Here is a 14158-nt window from a genome sequence, read left to right as displayed (position 1 = left end):
ATCCATGAACAACACACGCAAGATCGCCCTCGCCCTGGTTGCGGCGACGGCCCTGGGCTTTGCCACCGTGGCCTGGAATGGCAGCGCCGAGCATGGCGAGGAAGACGGTCACGGCCATGGCACCGAGAAAACCACAGCCGCCAAGGATGAGCACGGCCATGAAGAACAAGGCGAAGCCGGCCACGAAGAGGAAGGCAGGCTGACCCTCAACGAACAGCAGATCCAGGCCGCCGGCATCGAACTGGAAGCCGCCGCGCCCCGGGACCTGGGCAGCGTGGTCAGCTTCCCCGGCGAGATCCGCTTCGACGAGGACCGCACCGCCCACGTGGTACCCCGGGTCCCCGGCGTGGTGGAAAGCGTCCACGCCAACCTCGGCGAGCCGGTGAAAAAGGGCCAGTTGCTGGCAGTGATCGCCAGCCAGCAGATTTCCGACCTGCGCAGCGAGCAGCAGGCGGCGCAGCGCCGGGTCGAACTGGCGCGGGTCACCTTCGAGCGGGAAAAACAGCTGTGGCAGGAGCGCATCTCCGCCGAGCAGGACTTCCTGCAAGCCCGGCAGACCCTGCAGGAAGCCGAGATCGGCCTGGCCAACGCCCGGCAGAAGGTCGCCGCACTGGGCGCCTCGGTCAGCGCCGCCGGCGGCAACCGCTATGAACTGCGGGCGCCCTTCGATTCGGTGGTAGTGGAGAAACACCTGGCCCTCGGCGAGGTGGTCAGCGAAGCCAGCAATGCCTTCACCCTGTCCGACCTGTCCCGGGTCTGGGCCACCTTCGCCGTGCCGCCGCGGGACCTGGACAAGGTCGCCAGCGGCCGCCCCGTGCGCGTGTCGTCACCGGACCTGAACAGCGAAGTGGCCGGCACCATCGGTTATGTCGGCAGCCTGCTCGGCGAGCAGAACCGCGCCGCCACGGTGCGCGTCACCCTGACCAACCCCAATGGCGCCTGGCGCCCGGGGCTGTTCGTCAGCGTCGCGGTCACTGCGCAAACCGCCCCGGCAGCCGTCACGGTGCGCCATGACGCGGTGCAGACCGTGGAAGAGAAACCCTCGGTGTTCGTGCGCAGCGCCGACGGTTTCGACACCCGCCCGGTCACCCTGGGCCGCCGCGACGGCGACTACGTCGAGGTGCTCGACGGCCTGCCCGCCGGGGCCCTGGTCGCCACCCGCGGCAGCTTCACCCTCAAGTCCGAGCTGGGCAAGGCCTCCGCCGAGCACAGCCACTGATGCGCCCGTACAGGATGACCTTCCATGTTTGAACGTCTGATTCGCTTCGCCATCGAGCAACGCATCGTGGTGATGATCGCCGTGCTGCTGATGGCCGGCCTGGGGATCTACAGCTACCAGAAGCTGCCGATCGACGCCGTGCCGGACATCACCAACGTGCAGGTGCAGATCAACGCCGCCGCGCCCGGCTATTCACCGCTGGAAACCGAGCAGCGCATCACCTTCCCGGTGGAAACCGCCATGGCCGGCCTGCCCGGGCTCAAGCAGACCCGCTCGCTGTCACGCTCGGGGCTGTCCCAGGTGACGGTGATCTTCGCCGACGGCACCGATATCTTCTTCGCCCGCCAGCAGGTCAACGAACGCCTGCAGGTGGCCAAGGAACAGTTGCCGGAAGGCGTCGAGGCGGTGATGGGCCCGGTGTCCACCGGCCTGGGCGAGATCTTCCTGTGGACCGTGGAAGCCGGGGACGGCGCGCGCAAGGAAGACGGCACGCCCTACACCCCCACCGACCTGCGGGTGATCCAGGACTGGATCATCAAGCCGCAACTGCGCAACGTCCCGGGGGTGGCCGAGATCAACACCATCGGCGGTTTCGCCAAGCAGTACCTGATCGCTCCGGACCCCAAGCGCCTGGCCGCCTACAAGCTGACCCTCAGCGATCTGGTCACGGCACTTGAACGCAACAACGGCAACGTCGGCGCCGGCTATATCGAGCGCAGCGGCGAGCAATTGCTGGTCCGCGCCCCGGGCCAGGTCGCCGGCCTGGACGACATCGCCAACGTGGTGATCTCCAGCGTCGACGGTACGCCGATCCGGGTCAGCAACGTGGCCGAGGTCAGCATCGGCAAGGAACTGCGCTCCGGTGCCGCCACCGAGAACGGCCGCGAAGTGGTGCTGGGCACGGTGTTCATGCTGATCGGCGAAAACAGCCGCACGGTGTCCCAGGCCGTGGCCGCCAAACTGGCCGAGATCAACCGCACCCTGCCCGAGGGCGTCGTCGCGGTGACCGTCTACGACCGCACCAACCTGGTGGAAAAGGCCATCGCCACGGTGAAGAAGAACCTGGTCGAAGGGGCGATCCTGGTGATCGCCGTGCTCTTCCTGTTCCTCGGCAATATCCGTGCGGCGCTGATCACCGCCATGGTCATCCCGCTGTCGATGCTGTTCACCTTCACCGGCATGTTCCACAACAAGGTCAGTGCCAACCTGATGAGCCTGGGCGCCCTGGACTTCGGCATCATCGTCGACGGCGCGGTGGTGATCGTCGAGAACGCCATCCGCCGCCTGGCCCATGCCCAGCACAAGCACGGGCGCATGCTGACCCGCAGCGAGCGCTTCCACGAAGTCTTCGCCGCCGCCCGCGAGGCGCGCCGGCCGCTGATCTTCGGCCAGTTGATCATCATGGTGGTGTACCTGCCGATCTTCGCCCTGACCGGGGTCGAAGGCAAAATGTTCCACCCCATGGCCTTTACCGTGGTCATCGCCCTGCTCGGCGCCATGCTCCTGTCGGTGACCTTCGTGCCGGCGGCGATCGCCATGTTCGTCACCGGCAAGGTCAAGGAAGAGGAAGGCCTGGTCATGCGCAAGGCGCGCCTGGGCTATGCCCCGGTACTGGAGTGGGTGCTGAAGCATCGCAAACTGGCCTTTGCCTCGGCGGTCGGCGTGGTGTTGCTGACCGGGGCCATGGCCAGCCGCATGGGCAGCGAGTTCATCCCCAGCCTCAGCGAGGGCGACCTGGCCCTGCAGGCGCTGCGGGTGCCGGGCACCAGCCTGAGCCAGTCGGTGGACATGCAGCAGCGCCTGGAAAAAGCGGTGATGCAGCAGGTGCCGGAAGTCGAGCGGGTGTTCGCCCGTACCGGCACCGCGGAAATCGCCGCCGACCCGATGCCGCCGAACATCTCCGACGCCTACATCATGCTCAAGCCCAAGGCGCAGTGGCCGGATCCGGGCAAATCGCGGGAGGCCATCATCGCTGCCGTGCAGCAAGCCGCCGCTGGCGTTCCAGGCAGCAACTACGAACTGTCGCAGCCGATCCAGTTGCGTTTCAACGAGCTGATTTCCGGGGTGCGCAGCGACGTCGCGGTGAAGGTCTTCGGCGACGACATGGACACCCTCAACCGCACGGCGGCGAAGATCGCCACGGCCTTGCAGGGCGTTCCCGGCGCCTCGGAAGTGAAGGTGGAACAGACCACCGGCCTGCCGGTGCTGACCATCAATATCGACCGGGAAAAGGCCGCCCGCTACGGCCTGAATATCGGCGAGGTGCAGGATGCCGTGGCGATTGCCGTCGGTGGGCGCCAGGCCGGTACCTTGTATGAGGGCGACCGTCGCTTCGACATGGTGGTACGCCTGTCCGAAGCGCTGCGCACCGATGTCGCCGGGCTGGCCGAGCTGCTGATCCCGGTGCCGGCGAATGCTGCCCTGGGCGCCGAACAGATCGGCTTCATCCCGCTGTCCCAGGTCGCCAGCCTCGACCTGCAACTGGGGCCGAACCAGATCAGCCGGGAAAACGGCAAGCGCCTGGTGGTGGTCAGTGCCAACGTGCGTGGGCGCGACCTGGGTTCGTTCGTCGAGGAGGCCAGCGACACGCTGGTGCGTGAGGTGCAGGTCCCGGCGGGCTACTGGACGACATGGGGCGGGCAGTTCGAGCAGTTGCAATCGGCGGCCAAGCGCCTGCAGGTGGTGGTGCCGGTGGCCTTGCTGCTGGTCATGACCCTGCTGTTCCTGATGTTCAACAACCTCAAGGACGGCTTGCTGGTGTTCACCGGGATTCCCTTTGCCCTTACCGGTGGGGTGCTGGCGTTGTGGTTGCGGGATATTCCGCTGTCGATCTCGGCGGGCGTGGGCTTTATTGCCCTGTCCGGGGTGGCGGTGCTTAACGGGTTGGTGATGATTTCCTTCATCCGCAACCTGCGCGAGGAAGGGGCTTCATTGAGCAGTGCGGTGACCGACGGCGCCCTGACCCGCCTGCGGCCGGTGCTGATGACGGCGCTGGTGGCATCCCTTGGCTTCATTCCAATGGCCCTGGCCACCGGCACCGGCGCCGAGGTGCAGCGGCCGCTGGCGACGGTGGTAATTGGCGGGATCCTGTCGTCGACCGCGCTGACCCTGCTGGTATTGCCGGCGCTGTACCAGTGGGCGCATCGCCGGGATGAGGCGCTCGATCAGTAGGTCATGCCGGGGTTCGAGGGCCTGATCGCTGCGCAGCGATCAGGCGTCGAAGCGCCCGGCCAGCCAGTGGCCGAGCAGCTCGCTGGTGCGCTCGGGGTGCTCCAGCGGCGGCAGGTGGCCGCACTCGCCAATCACCTCGAAATGGGCTCCGGGGATGCCGGCATGGATCACCCGAGCCTCGGCCAGCGGAGTGATTTCATCCTGGGCGCCGAACAGCACCAGGGTCGGCACCTTGATATCGGCCAGCAGTGGCTGGTAATCGGCACGGTCGATGATCCCCTGCTGCTGGCGGATAAAGCCTTCGCGGCCGATGGCGTCGGCCATGTCCATGACGATCCGGGGCACCTCGGTGTCCAGGGCGCGGGCGTGCATCAGGCGTGGCAACAACTGTGGCGTCACCCCCTTGAACTTGCCCAGCCCGGCCAGTTCCAGCAGGCCGCGACGGACCCGGGCACGGTTCGCATCGTCGGGGCGGGCCATGGTGTCGAGCAGGGCCAGGCGTTCGACCCGCTGCGCAGCGCGGCGGAGAATCTCGAAGGCAACATAGCCGCCCATGGACAGTGCGGCCAGGGCAAAGCGTGGTGGCGCCTGTTCCAGCACGTGATCGGCCATGGCGGCGATGGAGTCATGCTGGCTGAGGTCCGGAATCAGGATCTCGCGGTCGGATTCGAAGGTGGCCTGGGCGTGGGTCCAGAGACGGTGGTCATTGAGCAGACCGGGGAGCAGGACGAGCGGGAGGTTGTTGCGGGACAACGGCAGGACTCCAGGGTGACGCTTGGGATGAGGGGGATAGTTTATACAGGATGTGTCTGGGAGTGTTGGGGTGATCTCTCGGGCCTCATCGCTGGCAAGCCAGCTCCCACAGGGATCGCGTGCACCGCTGAACCTGTGGGAGCTGGCTTGCCAGCGATGAGGCCCTCAAATACACCATCAGGCTTCAATATCCAGCACATCCCCCCGCTCCCTGAGCAACTCGACAAACGTGCTCAGACACCGCGACATCATCCCCTTCCTCCACACCAGCCAGGTCCGCAGATAGCGGAAGCGCTCCGACAACGGCCAGACACTGACCGTACTGCACCCCGGCATGCTATCGAGCATGCTTCGCGGCATCAGCGCCAGCCCGGCCCCGGCGCTGACGCAGGCGAGCATGCCGTGATAGGACTCCATCTCGAGGATCTTCCCCGGCACCGCGCCATCCTGGGCGAACCAGCTTTCGAAGTGATGCCGGTACGAGCAGTTGGCCCGGAAGGCATAGATGGTCGAGCCGTTGACCTCCGCCGCCCGGCTGATCGCCCCGTGATTGAGCGGCGCGATCAGGACCATCTCCTCGATGAACACCGGCACGCCCTCCAGCGCCGGGTGCAGCACCGGCCCATCGACGAAGGCGGCGCTCAGGCGCCCGGCCAGCACGCCTTCGATCATCGCCCCGGAAGGCCCGGTGCTCAGGTCCAGCTCGACCTTGGCATAGCTCTGGTTATAGGCCGCCAGCAGCGCCGGAATCCTTACCGCCGCGGTACTTTCCAGCGAACCGAGGGCAAACGGGCCCTGGGGTTCATCGCCGGCCACCGTCTGCCGGGCCTCGCTCACCAGGTCGAGAATGCGCCGGGCATAGTCGAGAAAGGTCCAGCCGGCCGGCGACAGACGCAGGCGGCTTTTCTCGCGGATGAACAGGTCGACCCCCAGCTCTTCTTCCAGTTGTCGGATTCGCGTGGTCAGGTTCGACGGCACCCGATGAATATGCTGGGCCGCCGCACTGATGCTGCCCTGCTCTGCCACGGCCTTGAACATCTCCAGCTGGACCAGATCCATAGACTCATTCTCTCTACGTGAACGTTTCGCTCAGTATTATTCAGTTTCAGGGAAACATACAACGCAGTAGGCTTCGATCCGTACTCCTTCCATCAGGACGCCGAGATGACCGTGATCAGCCACCAGACCCATGCCCTGTCGATCAATCCCGCCACCGGCGAGCAGATCGGCCACTACCCCTACGAAAGCGACGCCGTGCTAGACGCCGCCCTGGCTCGTGCCGCTGCCGGCTACGCGGTATGGCGCCGCACCCCGCTGGAAGGCCGTGTCGGCCAGTTGCGCGCCCTGGGCGCTGCCCTGCGCGACAACGCCGAAGCCATGGCGCTGATGATCACTGACGAAATGGGCAAGCCGATTGCCCAGGCCCGTGGCGAAATCGAGAAATGCGCCCAGCTCTGCGACTGGTACGCCGAAGCCGGCCCGGCCATGCTCGCGCCTGAGCCCGCGCCGGTTCCGGTAGGCAAGGCGCGTATCGAATACCGTCCGCTCGGCCCGCTGCTGGCGGTGATGCCGTGGAACTTCCCGATCTGGCAGGTCCTGCGTGGCGCCGTTCCGGCCCTGCTGGCCGGCAACACCTACGTGCTCAAGCACGCGCCGAACGTGATGGGCAGCGCCTACCTGCTGCTGGATGCGTTCAAGCGTGCCGGCTTCCCTGAAGGCGTGTTCGAGGTGATCAACGTCACCCCGGATGGCGTGTCCAAGGCCATCGCCGACCCGCGCATCGCCGCCGTGACCCTGACCGGCAGCGTGCGCGCCGGTACCGCCATCGGTGCCCAGGCCGGTGCCGCGCTGAAGAAATGCGTGCTGGAGCTGGGAGGCTCCGACCCGTTCATCGTGCTCAACGACGCCAACCTGGATGAGGCGGTGAAGGCTGCCGTGATCGGTCGCTACCAGAACACCGGCCAGGTCTGCGCTGCGGCCAAGCGCCTGATCGTCGAGGAAGGCGTGGTCCAGGCCTTTACCGAGAAGTTCGTCGAGATGACCCGTGCCCTGGTGGTGGGTGATCCGCGCAATGCCGAGACCTACATCGGCCCGATGGCCCGTTTCGACCTGCGTGACGAGCTGGATGGCCAGGTCCAGGCGACCCTGGCCGAAGGCGCGACCCTGCTGCTGGGTGGCGGCAAGGCGGAGGGCGAAGGCAACTACTACCAGCCGACCATTCTGGCCGATGTCACTGACCAGATGACCTCGTTCAAGGAGGAGCTGTTCGGCCCGGTGGCTTCGATCATCACCGCCCGTGATGCGCGGCATGCCCTGCAACTGGCGAACGACAGTGAGTTTGGCCTGGCCTCGACCATTTACACCGCCAACGTGGAACTGGCCGAGCAATTGGTGGAAGAGCTGGATACCGGCGGCATCTTCATCAACGGCTACTGCGCCAGTGATCCGCGGGTGACCTTTGGTGGCGTGAAGAAGAGTGGTTTCGGGCGGGAGCTGTCGCACTTTGGTGTGCGTGAGTTCTGCAATGCGCAGACGGTGTGGCTGGATCGCAACTAAGGCAAACACAAAACCCCTGTGGGAGCTGGCTTGCCAGCGATTGCGATGGTGAATTCACTACCGCTATCGCTGGCAAGCCAGCTCCCACAAGGTTTATCACAGGCCTGGAGATATCACCCCAGGCAACGGGTCACATGCTTGACCGACTGATACGCCGACAACCCCCAAGGCCCCAGCTCACGGCCAATGCCGCTGCCCTTGGTCCCGCCCCATGACGTCTCGACGAACACCGCCTGGATCGAGTTGATCCACACATGCCCCACGTCCAGGGCATCGGCGACCCGCTCGGCACGCGCCAGATCGGCACTGACCACCGTCGCCACCAGCCCGAAACGGCTGTCATTGGCCAGGGCGATCGCCTCTTCCTCGGTCCCGAAGCGCTGGCTGCACAGCACCGGCCCGAAGATCTCCTCGCTCCACAGACGGCTGCCCGCCGGCACATCGGCATACAGCGTCGGGCTGACGAACCAGCCAGCACGGTCCAGCGGCTTGCCGCCGGTCAGGCAGTTCAGGCCCTCCTCCTTCGCCACGGCAAAGTACGCCGCGACCTTGAGCCATTGCCCCTGGCTGGTCAGCGGGCCCATGTCCACGTCTTCGGTCAGCGGATTGCCGACCCGCAGTTTCTCCAGCGCGACCTTCAGGCGTGCCAGCAGGTCATCGGCAATCCCGTCCTGGATCAGCAGGCGCGAGGTGGCCGAGCACATCTGCCCGGCGTTCCAGCAGATCCCGGCGACGATCCAGTCCACCGCCTGGTCCAGGTCACAGTCATCGAAGACCACGATGGCCGACTTGCCACCCAGCTCCAGGGTCACCGGCCGGCACTGTGCCGAGGCACTGCGCATCACCTGGCTGCCGACGGTATTGCTGCCGGTGAAGGACAGCTTGTCCAGGCCGCTGTGGTTGCTCAGGGCGATCCCGGTCTCGGCCTTGCCCACCACGATATTCAGCACGCCTGCCGGCAGGCCCAACTGCTCGGCGATCTGCCCGTAGCTCTGTTCGATCAGCGGGGTCACCTCGGACGGCTTGAGCACCACGGTGCAGCCGGCGGCCAGGGCCGGGGCGAGTTTCCAGGCGCTGGTCACCAGCGGGAAGTTCCACGGCACGATCAGGCCGACCACGCCCACCGGCTCCAGGCGGGTACGGGCACTGAAGCCCGGGGCGGCCAGGGCCACATTGAAGTCTTTCTGCGCCTGCTGCTCGATCAGGTCGGCGTAGTAGCCGAAGGTGGCGACGGCGTCGTCCAGGTCCACTTCCGCTTCATGACGCGGCTTGCCGTTGTTGCGCATCTGCAGGGCAATCAGTTCTTCGCGGCGCAGCCCCAGTTGCTCGGCGAAACCGCGCAGGTAGCCGGCACGGGTGGCCACGTCGAGGGCTTTCCAGCCCGGCAGTGCGGCGCGGGCGGCCGCCACGGCGGCGTCCACCTGGGCGGCACTGGCCGCGATCAGCTCGGCAAAAGGCTCGCCCAGGGACGGGTCGAACACCTTGATGCAGTCAGCGGTGGCGCCATCCACCCAGCGGCCATCGATGTAATGAGTCATGTGCAGCTCCAGTTCAGGCCGTTTCGGCAGTCGTCAGCGGCGCGTCGGCCGCCGGTTTGCGAAATACCCAGCGCGGGCCCTTGGGGCCATACACCGCAGCGGGTTCGGGGAAAATATTGATCAGCGCCAGGTACAGCACGGTGGCCAGGCCCAGGGTGATCGGCAGGCTGACGTCGATGCCGCCGGCCAGTTCGCCCAGGCTGCCAACGAACTGCCCGGGCAGGTTGACGAAGCACAGGCCGATGATCGCGCTGGGCACCCAGGCCCCCATGCCGCGCCAGTTCCAGCCATGGTGGAACCAGTAGTGGCCGCCCCGCTCGCCACGGGTGAACACCTGCAGGTCATCGGCGTGGTAGAAGCCGCGACGGGTGATCAGGCCGAGGATCATGATCACCATCCACGGGCTGGTGCAGGTGATGATCAGCACGGCGAAGGTGGACACGCTCTGCACCAGGTTGAAGGTGAAGCGGCCGATAAAGATGAAGGCGATGGCCGCGACGCCGATCAGCAGGGTCGCCCCGGCGCGGCTGAGCAGGCGCGGGAACACGCTGGACATGTCCAGGCCGGTGCCGTAGAGCGCCGTAGTACCGGTGGACATGCCGCCGATCACCGCGATCAGGCACACCGGCAGGAAGAACCAGGTCGGTGCGACCGCCAGCAGGCCGCCGACATAGTTGTTGGCCTCGATGTACTGCGGCGCCTGGCTGGCCACCAGGGTCGCTGTGCACAGGCCGAAGAAGAACGGGATCAGGGTGCCGATCTGCGAGGCGATCACCGCCAGCATGATCCGCGCCTTGGGGGTTTCCCGCGGGATATAGCGCGACCAGTCGCCGAGGAAGGCGCCGAACGACACCGGGTTGCTCATGGCCAGCAGCGCCGAGCCGATGAAGGCTGCCCAGAAGCCCGGCTGACCGAGGTTGACGCTCCCGGCAAAGCCCGCATCGAAGGGCCCGGCAAAGGCAAAGATGCCCAGCAGGAACAGCAGGCTGGAGGCCCACACGGCGATCTTGTTGACCCAGAGCATGAAGCGGAAGCCGTGGATGCAGACGATCAGCACCAACACCGCGAACAGGCCGTAGGCCAGGCCCAGGGTCAGGTCGGTTTCCGGCAGGCCGGCCAGGCGCTTGGCGCCGCCCACCAGGGCGTCACCGGAGCTCCACACCGACAGCGAGAAGAACGCCACCGCCGTCAGCAGCGACAGGAAGGAGCCGACGATGCGCCCGTGCACGCCGAAGTGCGCCCCGGACGACACCGCGTTGTTGGTGCCATTGAGCGCGCCGAACAGGCCCATGGGCGAAAGGATCAGCGCGCCGACGCCGACGCCCAGCAGGATCGCCCAGACCCCGGCCTGGAACGACAGGCCGAACAGTACCGGGAAACTGCCCAGTACGGCGGTGGCGAAGGTATTGGCGCCGCCGAAGATCAGGCGGAACAGGTCCAGTGGCGAGGCATCGCGTTGGTTGTCGGGGATCTGTTCGACCCCGTTGGTTTCGATCCCGGAGGAATGGCTCATGGTGGGACTCCAGCGCCTGTCGTGATTGTTGTTGAGTGCGTTGGCAGTGACGGCAAGGCCGTCAAAAAGGGGCTCAGCTATCGCTCAGTGCCGACAGGTGCTCGTGACAGGCCAGCCAGTGCTCGCCGTGCAGGCGGAACACGATGGTTTCCCGTTCCTGCAACTGGAGTTCCTCGCCGCCGACCCGCAGATGGGTCGCCACGTCATGCATGAAGATCGCCACATCGCCCTGCAGGCTGACCTGGCCATTGCTCGACTGGCAGCCGAGCACGACAAAGCCTTCGGCCTGCCATTGGGCCCACAGCTGTTCATAGGCCCGGCGCGACATCAGCGGTTGCGGGAGGGTGTGAAAGAGGAAGGTCGCGTCTTCGCTAAAGCAGGCGAAGTAGCGTTCGGTATGGTTGCTGGCAAAGGCCTCGACCAGGGTGGCGGCGGCCTGCAGAACCTGGGATTCACGCGTAGGTATAGGGTTCACGAGTGTGGCACTCACGGTTTTTGTAGTTGTCGTGAGGGATTCTGGCGAGGCGCCAGTGCCGGTAGAATCGCTGGGGGCAAATAATCAGTTCAGGATTTTCTAAACCATCCCGGCCTCATCGCTGCGGTACGGCGGTCCGACAAGCCCCACAGGATTCGGCGGTGTACACGATCACTGTGGGAGCTGGCTTGCCAGCGATGAGGCCGGAACAATCAGCTACTTATTCAGGGCAATACCCGAATACCGACTTCACCTCCAGATACTCCTCCAGCCCATGTACACCCCACTCCCGGCCATTGCCCGACTGCTTGTAGCCGCCAAACGGCGCGCCGTTGTCGGCCTTGCTGCCATTGAGGTGGACCATCCCGGTGCGCAGGCGCCGGGCCACGGCCCGGGCCCGCTCCAGGCTGCCGGCCGTGACATAGCCGGACAGCCCGTAGGGACTGTCGTTGGCCATCGCCAGCGCTTCATCCTCGCTGTCATACGGCATGATCACCAGCACCGGACCGAACACTTCCTCACGGGCAATCGGCATCCCGGGAGTAATGTCGGCAAACACCGTCGGCCGCACGAAAAAGCCGCGCTCGATGCCTTCCGGTCGCCCCACCCCGCCACAGACCAGGCGCCCGCCCTGCTCCAGCGCCGCGCCAATCAACCCCTGCACCCGCAGGAACTGCGCGGCGTTGGCCAACGGCCCCATGGCACTGGCCGCCACGCTGTCGTCGAAACAGACCGCCCGCGCCACGTCCCGGGCAATGGCGATCGCCTGCTCCTGCAAGGCCCGGGGCACCAACATCCGGGTCGGCGCGTTGCAGGATTGCCCACTGTTGCGCATACACGCACTGACACCATGGCGCACCGCTGCCGCAAACTCTGCATCGGCAAGAATAAGGTTGGCCGACTTGCCGCCCAGTTCCTGGGAAACCCGCTTGACCGTGTCTGCCGCCGCCTTGGCCACGGCGATACCGGCCTGGGTCGAGCCGGTGAAGGACACCATGTCGATCCCCGGATGCCGGGCAATGCCGTCGCCGATGGTCAGGCCATCGCCATTGACCAGGTTGAACACCCCCGCCGGCACTCCGGCCTCATGGAGGATATCCGCCAGCAGCATGGCCGACAGCGGCGCCTGCTCACTGGGCTTGAGCACCAGCGTGCAACCGGCCGCCAGGGCCGGCGCGACCTTGCAGGTGAGCTGGTTGAGCGGCCAGTTCCACGGGGTGATCAGGCCGCAGACGCCGATGGCTTCGCGACAGACCAGGGTGCTGCCATGGGCGCGGTCGAAGGCGTAGTCGCGCAACACATCATGGGCCCGTTGCAGATGCCCGAGCCCGGCGGGGACATGGGCACTGCGTGCCAGCGACAGCGGCGCGCCCATTTCCTGATGCACCAGTTGCGCCAGTTCCTCGCTGCGTGCGCGATAGCCCTCGATGATCGCCGCCAGCAACGCCAGGCGCTGCTCCCGGCTCCATTGCGAGAATCCGGCAAAGGCCCGCTGCGCCGCCGCCACGGCGCGGTCGAGATCGTCGCGGTTGCCCAGGCTGATACGGCTGAAAGAGCGCTCGTCATGGGGATCGATCACGTCCAGGGTCGGCCGATCCACCGGGGTTTCCCAGCGTCCGTCGATATAGAAGTCGAGCGGATTCATGCCACGCGCTCCAGGGCCTGGCGCAGGGTGGCGAAGATCAGCTCAATCTGCTCCGTCGAAACCACCAGCGGCGGCGACAGCACGATATTGTCGCCGGACGCCCGCACCAGCACGCCCGCCTCGAAGCAGTGGCGTGCCACCTCGGCGGCATGGCCGGACAGTTCCACCGCACAGAGCAGGCCGATGGCCCGCACATCCTTTACCAGCGGCTGGTCGCGCAGGGCCAGGGCCGCACCTTGCCAGACCGGCGCCACTGCCCGCACATGGGCATTGAGCCCCAGCTCTTCATGCACCGCCAGGGTGGCCAGCCCCGCCGCGCAGGCCAGCGGATGCGCCGAGTAGGTGTAGCCGTGCATCAACTCGATGGCCGATTCGGGGCCCTGCATGAAGGCTTCGTACACCGCCGCACTGACCAGCACGCCGCCCATGGGCACGGCGCCGTTGGTCAGGCCCTTGGCGCTGGTCATCAGGTCCGGGGTGACGCCCAGCGCCTGGGCGGCGAACGACTCGCCAAGGCGGCCGAAACCGGTGATCACCTCGTCGAAGATCAGCAGGATGCCGTGCTGGTCGCAGATCTCGCGCAGGCGTTGCAGATAGCCCACGGGCGGCGCGTAGACCCCGCCGGACCCGGTCACCGGCTCGACGATTACCGCCGCAACCGTCGCCGGGTCGTGCACCTCCAGCACTTGCAGCAGCACCTCGGCGTAATGCCCGCCCTGCTCCGGCTGCCCGGCACTGAAGCGCAGGCTGGCGTCATAGGGCAGCGACAGGTGCGCGACATCGCCCAGCAGCGGGCCGAAATCGCGCTTCTGCCGACCGATCCCGGACACCGACAGGCCGCCGAAGCCCATGCCGTGATAGCCCTTGGCGCGACCGATCAGCTTGGTACGCCGGCAGTCGCCCCGGGCCTGGTGGTAGGCCCGGGCAATTTTCAGGGCGGTGTCCACGGCTTCCGAACCGGAGTTGGTGAAGAACACCTTGTCCAGTCCGGCCGGGGCGATGGCAACCAGGGCATCGGCCATGCGCAGGGCATCCGGGTGGCTCATCTTGAACGACGAGACGAAGTCCAGGCGCCCCGCCGCTTCGCGGATCGCCTCGACGATGCGCGGCTGGCCGTGGCCGGCGTTGACGCACCAGAGGCCGGCCATGGCATCGAGCACCGGGCGGCCTTCGGGGGTGAAGTAATGCATGCCTTCAGCGCGCTCGAACAGCATCGGCTGGCGGGCGAAATCGCGCATCGGGGTGAAGGGGGCCCACAGGCCGGTGTGCAGAGACTGAGTCATCACAA

10 protein-coding genes are annotated in these 14158 nt (G+C 66.4%); 3 read left to right on the top strand and 7 right to left on the bottom strand.

Annotated elements, in window-relative coordinates; translation table 11 throughout:
* Window positions 1-4 precede the first annotated feature (4 nt).
* Together PSEMO_RS24450 and PSEMO_RS24445 are read left to right on the top strand one after the other, a co-directional pair.
* Window positions 5-1219, top strand: a complete 1215-nt coding sequence (locus PSEMO_RS24450) for an efflux RND transporter periplasmic adaptor subunit (protein WP_075805510.1) — start codon at window positions 5-7, stop codon at window positions 1217-1219.
* Window positions 1220-1243: 24 nt separating this feature from the next.
* Window positions 1244-4390 (top strand): CusA/CzcA family heavy metal efflux RND transporter, encoded by a 3147-nt coding sequence (locus tag PSEMO_RS24445; RefSeq protein WP_075805509.1) that lies wholly within the window; start codon window positions 1244-1246, stop codon window positions 4388-4390.
* Between the two features lie 39 nt (window positions 4391-4429).
* On the opposite strand, the gene PSEMO_RS24440 is transcribed toward PSEMO_RS24445, so the two are convergent.
* Both PSEMO_RS24440 and ptrR read right to left on the bottom strand, forming a co-directional pair.
* On the bottom strand, window positions 4430-5143 hold the full coding sequence (locus PSEMO_RS24440; protein WP_075805508.1) for an alpha/beta fold hydrolase: 714 nt from the start codon (window positions 5141-5143) through the stop codon (window positions 4430-4432).
* Window positions 5144-5320: 177 nt separating this feature from the next.
* Window positions 5321-6202, bottom strand: a complete 882-nt coding sequence (gene ptrR / locus PSEMO_RS24435) for a putrescine utilization regulator PtrR (RefSeq protein ID WP_075805507.1) — start codon at window positions 6200-6202, stop codon at window positions 5321-5323.
* A gap of 105 nt (window positions 6203-6307) precedes the next feature.
* On the opposite strand from ptrR, the gene PSEMO_RS24430 reads away from it, so the two are divergent.
* Window positions 6308-7699, top strand: a complete 1392-nt coding sequence (locus PSEMO_RS24430; RefSeq protein ID WP_075805506.1) for an aldehyde dehydrogenase family protein — start codon at window positions 6308-6310, stop codon at window positions 7697-7699.
* Window positions 7700-7812: 113 nt separating this feature from the next.
* Here the strand turns inward: PSEMO_RS24430 and PSEMO_RS24425 are convergent, their stop codons facing one another.
* The 5 genes from PSEMO_RS24425 to PSEMO_RS24405 form a co-directional block, all read right to left on the bottom strand.
* Complete coding sequence (locus PSEMO_RS24425; RefSeq protein ID WP_086937259.1) at window positions 7813-9243, bottom strand: aldehyde dehydrogenase family protein; 1431 nt, start codon at window positions 9241-9243, stop codon at window positions 7813-7815.
* Window positions 9244-9250: 7 nt separating this feature from the next.
* Window positions 9251-10750, bottom strand: coding sequence for a purine-cytosine permease family protein (locus tag PSEMO_RS24420; RefSeq protein WP_075805504.1), 1500 nt, complete (start codon window positions 10748-10750; stop codon window positions 9251-9253).
* Window positions 10751-10823: 73 nt separating this feature from the next.
* Window positions 10824-11225 (bottom strand): YybH family protein, encoded by a 402-nt coding sequence (locus PSEMO_RS24415; RefSeq protein ID WP_075805503.1) that lies wholly within the window; start codon window positions 11223-11225, stop codon window positions 10824-10826.
* A 220-nt stretch (window positions 11226-11445) separates the two neighbouring features.
* On the bottom strand, window positions 11446-12870 hold the full coding sequence (locus PSEMO_RS24410) for an aldehyde dehydrogenase family protein (protein WP_075805502.1): 1425 nt from the start codon (window positions 12868-12870) through the stop codon (window positions 11446-11448).
* Window positions 12867-14153 carry an aminotransferase class III-fold pyridoxal phosphate-dependent enzyme gene (locus tag PSEMO_RS24405; protein WP_075805501.1) on the bottom strand — a complete coding sequence of 429 codons (1287 nt, stop codon included), beginning with the start codon at window positions 14151-14153 and terminating at the stop codon, window positions 12867-12869. The genes PSEMO_RS24410 and PSEMO_RS24405 overlap by 4 nt, the downstream gene beginning before the upstream one ends.
* Window positions 14154-14158: the final 5 nt, after the last annotated feature.

It is taken from the genome of Pseudomonas putida (genome assembly GCF_001941965.1).
GTDB classification, from domain to species: Bacteria; Pseudomonadota; Gammaproteobacteria; order Pseudomonadales; family Pseudomonadaceae; genus Aquipseudomonas; species Aquipseudomonas putida_L.
The sequence above is the reverse complement of the archived record's forward strand: the minus strand, read 5'-3'. Positions and strand labels throughout refer to the sequence as shown.